We start from the raw sequence: 860 nt of genomic DNA, 5'->3' as shown, positions 1-860 counted from the left end.
GTCCGCAGCCGATCTGAAGGGCTTCAAGGTGCGGGTGCCTGCGGCGCCTCCGTTGACCTCCCTGTTCAAGGCCTTGGATGCCGCGCCGTCGCCCATCAACTTCAACGAGGTCTACACCGCCCTGCAGACGAAGGTGGTGGAAGGCCAGGAGAACCCGCTCGCCATCATCGCGACCGCACGGCTCTATGAAGTCCAGAAGACCTGCAGCCTGACCGGCCATGTGTGGGACGGCTACTGGGTTCTCGGCAACAAGCGCGCATTCCAGAAGCTGCCGCCGGACATCCAGCAGATCATCACCCGAGAGATCGACAAGTCCGCGACTGATCAGCGGGCCGATGTGGCGAAGCTCAACACCAGCCTGATGACCGATCTCAAGACCAAGGGCATCACCTTCATCGACGTGCAGCAGGAAGACTTCCGCAAGAAGCTGGCGAGCACGGGCTTCTACGGGGATTGGAAGACGAAGTACGGCGCCGCGCCCTGGGATCTCCTGGAGAAGGTCTCCGGCAAGCTCGGCTGAAAGACAGCCACTCGCTCGCCCGGTGGCCTCCGGGGCGAGATGCTCCATTCAACGAAGTGTGTGACGGGTAAGCCGCGCCATGGTGGAGGCCGGCGGCCACCTGTCGCGTGAAAGAATCCTATGAACATCTCTAGTGACGAGCCCGGCGCTGCCGGGCACATGGATCCAACAAACCGGCGTGCGCCGATCGCATGGCTCGAGACCTTGAACAAGGCCATCGCCACGCTGATTGAAGTCCCGGCCGCACTGCTGGTGCTGGCCGAGGTCGTCGTGCTGCTTGCGGGGGTGACGAGCCGATACGTCTTTCACGAGCCTCTGGTGTGGTCGGACGAACTGGCGT

1 protein-coding gene and 1 pseudogene are annotated in these 860 nt (G+C 62.9%); both read left to right on the top strand.

The genetic code is table 11. From position 1 onward, the window contains the following. Positions 1-520 (top strand): TRAP transporter substrate-binding protein (locus tag AC1DY5_RS57330; protein WP_478122989.1); only part of this gene is annotated, 520 nt, incomplete at its 5' end. A 120-nt stretch (positions 521-640) separates the two neighbouring features. Next, positions 641-860 (top strand): annotated as a pseudogene (locus tag AC1DY5_RS57325) (ABC transporter permease); the annotation flags it as partial.

The organism is Variovorax sp. P4_D9 (genome assembly GCF_056401695.1).
Note: the sequence above shows the minus strand (reverse complement) of the source record. Positions and strands in the feature narration are given on the sequence as shown.